This is a genomic window from Mesorhizobium sp. M7A.F.Ca.MR.245.00.0.0, assembly GCF_003997415.1.
In the GTDB taxonomy this organism is placed as follows: Bacteria; Pseudomonadota; Alphaproteobacteria; order Rhizobiales; family Rhizobiaceae; genus Mesorhizobium.
Map to the genome: position 1 here is coordinate 41,865 of NZ_RZTE01000026.1, position 5,183 is coordinate 47,047.

Here is a 5,183-nt window from a genome sequence, read left to right on the forward strand (position 1 = left end):
CCTCTTCGAGATGAGCAAAACTCTTGGTCTTCTCGCCGGGCGGCAGCGTGATGATGGCGGTCTGGATGCCGCCCGTTTCGAGGCTGGCCTGAAGGGCAGCGAGATGCGCTGCCGCGACATTGGCGTCGGTGACGACCGCGGCGCGTGTACCCGGCAGGCGGCCCGATATCTCGGCGCCCGCGCGGGCCAACAACCCCGAACCTATCAGGATATCGTAGGTCCGGTCGCCAAGGCCGACTTCGACGACAACGGGTGCCTCGATGCTCACTGTTCCACCTCGCCCGTCGCCGTTGTCTCATCGATGCCGAAATGCCGGCACAGCGCGTCCACCACCTCGGTCGCGATGACTTCCTTGCGGTCGTCGCGGGTCGGCACGGTGACATCAGATGTCGCGTAGACCGGATAGCGCTCGCCCATCAGCCGCTCCAGCACGGCGCGCGGATCGGCACTTTTCAACAATGGCCGGTTCTGTTTCTTGGAGACGCGGTCCATCAGAAGATCGAGCTCGGCCTTCAGCCATACCGACACGCCCTGCGCTGCAATCGCCTCGCGCGTCTGCGCATTCATGAAGGCGCCGCCGCCGGTCGACAGCACCTGCGGGCCGTTTTCCAGCACGCGCAGGATGACGCGCTGCTCCAGCGCCCGGAATTCGGTCTCGCCATAGCGCTCGAACAGCTCCGGAACGGTCATGCGCGAGACGCTTTCGATCTCCTGGTCGCTGTCGATGAAGGGCAGTGCCAGCATCGTCGCCACCTTGCGGCCGATCGCCGTCTTGCCGGCACCCATCAATCCGACGAAGACGACGGAACGGCTGCCCAGCCGGCCAAGCAACGCGGCGTAGGTCTCGTCTGGAGGATTTGCTGGCAACGCGTTCATCGGATGTTTCGAAGGCCCTCTTTGCCGGCGTATCGACATGAAAAGCCCGTTTGCGTCAAGCAGGGCAAGTGCCTTGAACCCGATATGGACCGGCAAGGTCTGCATCAGAAGTTGCTAACAGGCCTCCGCTTCTTCCTTGAATTGGCCGGGTTGGCGTCCCATAAGGGGACAGGGTTTGGAAACGCAGAACAAGAAGACGGGCGAAAATTGATGCCGACACTGTTTCGCTTTGTCGTGGTAACAGCGATTCTGGCAGGTATTGCCTATGGTGCGATGTTCGCACTGGTGATGTTCGTCGAGCCAAAGAAGGGCGAAATGAGCGTGCGCATCCCTCCGGAAAAGCTGAACCCCAAGAAAAGCTGAACCCGAAGAAAAATTGAATGAACAGCGCCGCCCGCATCGAAGCCTTTCTGGAAATGATGAGCGCCGAGCGGGGCGCGGCTGAAAATACGCTTTCCTCCTACCGCCGCGACCTCGAGGACGCTTCTGGCGCGATCGATGGCGGGCTGGCTGGTGCCGCCGCCGCCGATATCCGCGCCTATCTCGACGACATTGCCGCCCGCGGCTTTGCCGCCACGTCGCAGGCGCGCAAACTGTCGGCGATCCGCCAGTTCTTCAAATTCCTCTACGCCGAAGGCCTGCGGGGCGATGACCCGACCGGCACGCTGGACAGCCCGAGAAAGGGCCGCCCGCTGCCCAAGACGATGAGCGAGGCCGACACTGGCCGGCTGATCGACCGAGCGGCGCTTGAGGCCGGCGATGCCTCGTCGGGCGATGGGGACAGTCTGGCGTCACTGCGCCTGCATGCGCTGGTCGAGGTGCTTTACGCCACCGGCCTGCGCGTTTCCGAGCTGGTCGGCCTGCCGGTGACGGTGGCGCAGCGCGACGACCGTTTTTTCATGGTGCGCGGCAAGGGCGACAAGGAGCGCATGGTGCCGCTCTCGGCCAAGGCACGCGCGGCGATGAAGACCTGGCTCGCCGCCCGCGCCAAGGTGCCAGCCTTTGCCGACAGTCCGTTCCTGTTTCCGGCCGCCTCCGACAGCGGCTATCTCTCGCGTCAGGTCTTTGCGCGTGACCTGAAGGGGCTGGCGGCAAGGGCCGGCATCGCCTCGGCGAAGATCTCGCCGCACGTGCTGCGCCATGCTTTCGCCAGCCATCTCCTGCAGAACGGCGCCGATCTCCGGGCCGTGCAGCAATTGCTTGGCCATGCCGACATATCGACGACACAGATTTACACCCATGTGCTGGAAGAGCGGCTGGTGCGGCTGGTCAACGATCATCATCCGCTTGCCGACTAGGCCTCATATCGCTATGTGAGGACGACATTTCACCGCCCGGAGTCTTGGATTCAAGGGTTCCGTCAGCCACTGCCTTCCGACGTATCGGTCCGCTCACGCATGTATAATTACCTCGATTTCGAAAAACCGGTGCAGGACCTCGAGGGCAAGATACTCGAGCTGAAGAAGCTTGCCGAGAATGGCGAGGCGGTCGATGTCGGCGACGAGATCAGCCGTCTTGAGAAGCGCTCCCGCGACGCGCTGCGCGACGCCTACAAGGCGCTGACGCCGTGGCAGAAGGTGCAGGTGGCTCGCCATCCCGACAGGCCGCATTGCGTCGACTATATCAAGGGCCTGCTCACCGATTTCACGCCGCTGGCCGGCGACCGCAATTTCGGTGAGGACCAGGCGATCGTCGGCGGTTTCGCCCGTTTCCGCGGCGAACCCATTGCCATCATCGGCCAGGAAAAAGGTTCCGACACAGCCAGCCGCCTGAAACACAATTTCGGATCGGTTCGCCCGGAGGGCTACCGCAAGGCGGCACGGCTGATGGAACTGGCCGACCGCTTCAAGATCCCGCTGCTGACGCTGGTCGACACGGCCGGCGCCTATCCCGGTGTCAACGCCGAGGAGCGCGGCCAGGCGGAGGCTATCGCCCGTTCAACCTCGACCTGTCTCGGCCTGAAAGTGCCGTCGATCTCAGTGGTCATCGGCGAAGGCGGTTCGGGCGGCGCCATTGCCATCGCCACCGCCAACCGCGTCTACATGCTCGAACACGCCATCTATTCGGTGATTTCGCCGGAAGGGGCCGCCTCGATCCTGTGGCGCGACACCACGCGATCGAAGGACGCGGCGACCAACATGAAGATCACCGCGCAGGATCTTTTTGAATTAAAGATCATCGACGCCATCATCCCCGAGCCGCTCGGCGGTGCGCATCGCGGCGCCGAAACGGTGATCGCCGCGACCGGAGACCTCATCGCCAGGACGATGAAGGATTTTGCCGGCGCCAACACCGATTTCCGCGAGCAGCGCCGCGAAAAATACCTGGCCATGGGCCGCAGTCTCTGACCACAGGCAGCCTTGGCCGCAACAATGTGGCGGGGCGGAGCATTTTTGCCACAAAAATGCCGCTGCATTCGGCTCAATGAGACTGCCGCAGGGGGATGCGTCGGCACTTGCGGTAAGGAATTTATTAGGGTTAACGGGCTTAGGGTCCGTCGATGCGCAGTGTAGCAGCCGGGGCAGGAAGCGTCCTGGCGCCAGAGAAAAGACGATATCCGTAGCCATGTTTGTCAAGCTTGCCCGCACCGGAATCCTGATCGCTGCCCTCGGCGTTGCCGGCTGCAACAATTCGTCGATGAAGGATTTTGCCCCGGAGGCCAACAAGCCGCTGCCCGACAAGATCCTCGCCGACATGAGAGCCAAGGGCATGGTCCGCACCTCGTCGGTGATGGCCCGCATCTTCAAGGAAGAAGGCAAGCTCGAGATCTGGAAGGCCAAGACCAACGGCCGCTACGACATGGTCGCCAGCTACGACATCTGCAAATGGTCGGGCAAGCTCGGGCCGAAATACACCGAAGGCGACCGCCAGGCGCCGGAAGGCTTCTACACGGTGCGCCCGGCGCAGATGAATCCGCGCTCGAACTACCATTTGTCCTTCAACATCGGCTATCCCAACGCCTATGACCGCGCCAATGGCCGTACCGGCTCCAATTTGATGGTGCACGGCGCCTGCTCGTCGTCGGGCTGCTATTCGATGACCGATGCGCAGATCGAGCAGATCTATGCGTTCGGCCGCGATGCTTTCCAGGGCGGCCAGACCGAGTTCCAGATCCAGGCGTTTCCGTTCCGCATGACCGCCGCCAACATGGCGCGCTACCGCAACGACCCGAATTACGACTTCTGGAAGATGCTGAAGGTCGGCTACGACAATTTCGAGATCACCAAGGTGCCGCCGAAGGTCGATGTCTGCGAGAAGCGTTATGTCTTCAACCAGGTTGCCGCCGACGGTCAGACATTCGATCCGGCCGGCGCCTGCCCGGCGACCACGCAACCTGATTCGCTGAAGAGCGCCTACAATTCCTACATGAGCACCTACGACGCTGCGTTCAGCGGCGCGGTCAAGGCCAGCGTGCCAGCGCCCAAGCCGACCATTGCCGGTATCAAGGAAGCCAGCATCGTCTCCGACTGGTCCAAGCGCCGCGCACGCGGTGAACGCGTGCCGATCGATCCGCCGTCGCTCAACAATGACGGCTCGGTCACCGAGACGGCGCGCATGGGCCGCATCGATTCGCCTGCCGGCCGCAAGATGGCGGCCCTCGATGCCGAAAAGGCGGCCAAGCAGAAGGCCGAGGAGCAGAGGCTCGCTGCCATAGAGGCGGCCAAGCAAGCCAAGGAAGCCGCCAAGGCCCAGGCTGTGGCCGAAAAGGAGGCCGAAAAGGCTGCCAAGGAAGCCCCTGTCGCCACCGCGACCATCGCGGCCCCTTCGGAAGCGGCACCGATGGCTGAGACGCAAGCGGCGAGTGCCGACGAGAGCCGCGTGACGAAGCTGAAGAACAAGCTGCTCGGCATGTTCGGCGGTTGATTTCGCCCGTGGATGATCGCGCCGCTATTTATGACCTCAAGGGGCTGAACTGCCCCTTGCCCGTGCTCAAGGCCAAGAAGCGCCTGGCGGGGATGCAACCGGGCAGCCGGCTCTGGCTGGAGACCACCGACCCGCTGGCCGTCATCGACATTCCGGCATTCTGTTCGGAGAGCGGCCACCAGTTGATTGAAACGGCGGCGGTCTCCGGCGGCCATCGCTTCCTGGTCGAGCGCGGCGCGCCGTAATCGTGGGAGCTACCGCCCGGCAATCGCCAGCGGGTTGTTTTCCAGCGCGGCACGCGGCTGGTGCTGATCACGCTCGATATGCCCGAAGATTATATCCGCAGGCTGTTCGCCGCCTTCACCAACCGGCCGTCGATCGACACGCCCGATCGCGCCGCGCTGGAAAACAACCCGCTGGCGATTGCCGGGCGGTAGCTCCCA

The 5,183-nt window shown here is 63.2% G+C and carries 6 protein-coding genes and 2 pseudogenes; 6 read left to right on the top strand and 2 right to left on the bottom strand.

Annotated elements, in window-relative coordinates; translation table 11 throughout:
- Together EOB80_RS35475 and EOB80_RS23215 are read right to left on the bottom strand one after the other, a co-directional pair.
- A pseudogene (locus EOB80_RS35475) lies at window positions 1-268 on the bottom strand (3-dehydroquinate synthase); the annotation flags it as partial.
- The gene (locus tag EOB80_RS23215) at window positions 265-876 is read right to left on the bottom strand and encodes a shikimate kinase (protein WP_127266670.1); all 612 of its coding nucleotides are present in this window, start codon (window positions 874-876) and stop codon (window positions 265-267) included. The pseudogene EOB80_RS35475 and the gene EOB80_RS23215, both read right to left, overlap by 4 nt.
- Window positions 877-1,086: 210 nt before the next feature.
- Between EOB80_RS23215 and EOB80_RS23220 the strand changes: the two genes are divergently transcribed.
- From EOB80_RS23220 to EOB80_RS35480, 6 genes and pseudogenes are all read left to right on the top strand, one after another.
- A complete protein-coding gene (locus EOB80_RS23220) occupies window positions 1,087-1,239 on the top strand; it encodes a histidine kinase (RefSeq protein ID WP_127266685.1) in 153 nt (50 codons plus the stop codon).
- A gap of 17 nt (window positions 1,240-1,256) precedes the next feature.
- Window positions 1,257-2,174 carry a site-specific tyrosine recombinase XerD gene (locus EOB80_RS23225; protein WP_127321560.1) on the top strand — a complete coding sequence of 306 codons (918 nt, stop codon included), beginning with the start codon at window positions 1,257-1,259 and terminating at the stop codon, window positions 2,172-2,174.
- A gap of 99 nt (window positions 2,175-2,273) precedes the next feature.
- Entirely contained in the window at window positions 2,274-3,224 is a 951-nt protein-coding gene (locus EOB80_RS23230) for an acetyl-CoA carboxylase carboxyltransferase subunit alpha (protein WP_127266672.1), read from the top strand.
- A gap of 217 nt (window positions 3,225-3,441) precedes the next feature.
- Window positions 3,442-4,740, top strand: coding sequence for a murein L,D-transpeptidase family protein (locus EOB80_RS23235; RefSeq protein WP_127321561.1), 1,299 nt, complete (start codon window positions 3,442-3,444; stop codon window positions 4,738-4,740).
- Window positions 4,741-4,748: 8 nt separating this feature from the next.
- Window positions 4,749-4,985 carry a sulfurtransferase TusA family protein gene (locus tag EOB80_RS23240; protein ID WP_164761850.1) on the top strand — a complete coding sequence of 79 codons (237 nt, stop codon included), beginning with the start codon at window positions 4,749-4,751 and terminating at the stop codon, window positions 4,983-4,985.
- 42 nt (window positions 4,986-5,027) lie between these two features.
- Window positions 5,028-5,177: pseudogene (locus EOB80_RS35480) on the top strand (GTP-binding protein); the annotation flags it as partial.
- Window positions 5,178-5,183 lie beyond the last annotated feature (6 nt).

What these genes read in the sequence shown, in the direction of transcription:
- EOB80_RS23215 (WP_127266670.1), bottom strand. Translation starts at nt 876, where the DNA reads ATGAACGCGTTGCCAGCAAATCCTCCAGACGAGACCTACGCCGCGTTG.
- EOB80_RS23220 (WP_127266685.1), top strand. Translation starts at nt 1,087, where the DNA reads ATGCCGACACTGTTTCGCTTTGTCGTGGTAACAGCGATTCTGGCAGGT.
- EOB80_RS23225 (WP_127321560.1), top strand. Translation starts at nt 1,257, where the DNA reads ATGAACAGCGCCGCCCGCATCGAAGCCTTTCTGGAAATGATGAGCGCC.
- EOB80_RS23230 (WP_127266672.1), top strand. Translation starts at nt 2,274, where the DNA reads ATGTATAATTACCTCGATTTCGAAAAACCGGTGCAGGACCTCGAGGGC.
- EOB80_RS23235 (WP_127321561.1), top strand. Translation starts at nt 3,442, where the DNA reads ATGTTTGTCAAGCTTGCCCGCACCGGAATCCTGATCGCTGCCCTCGGC.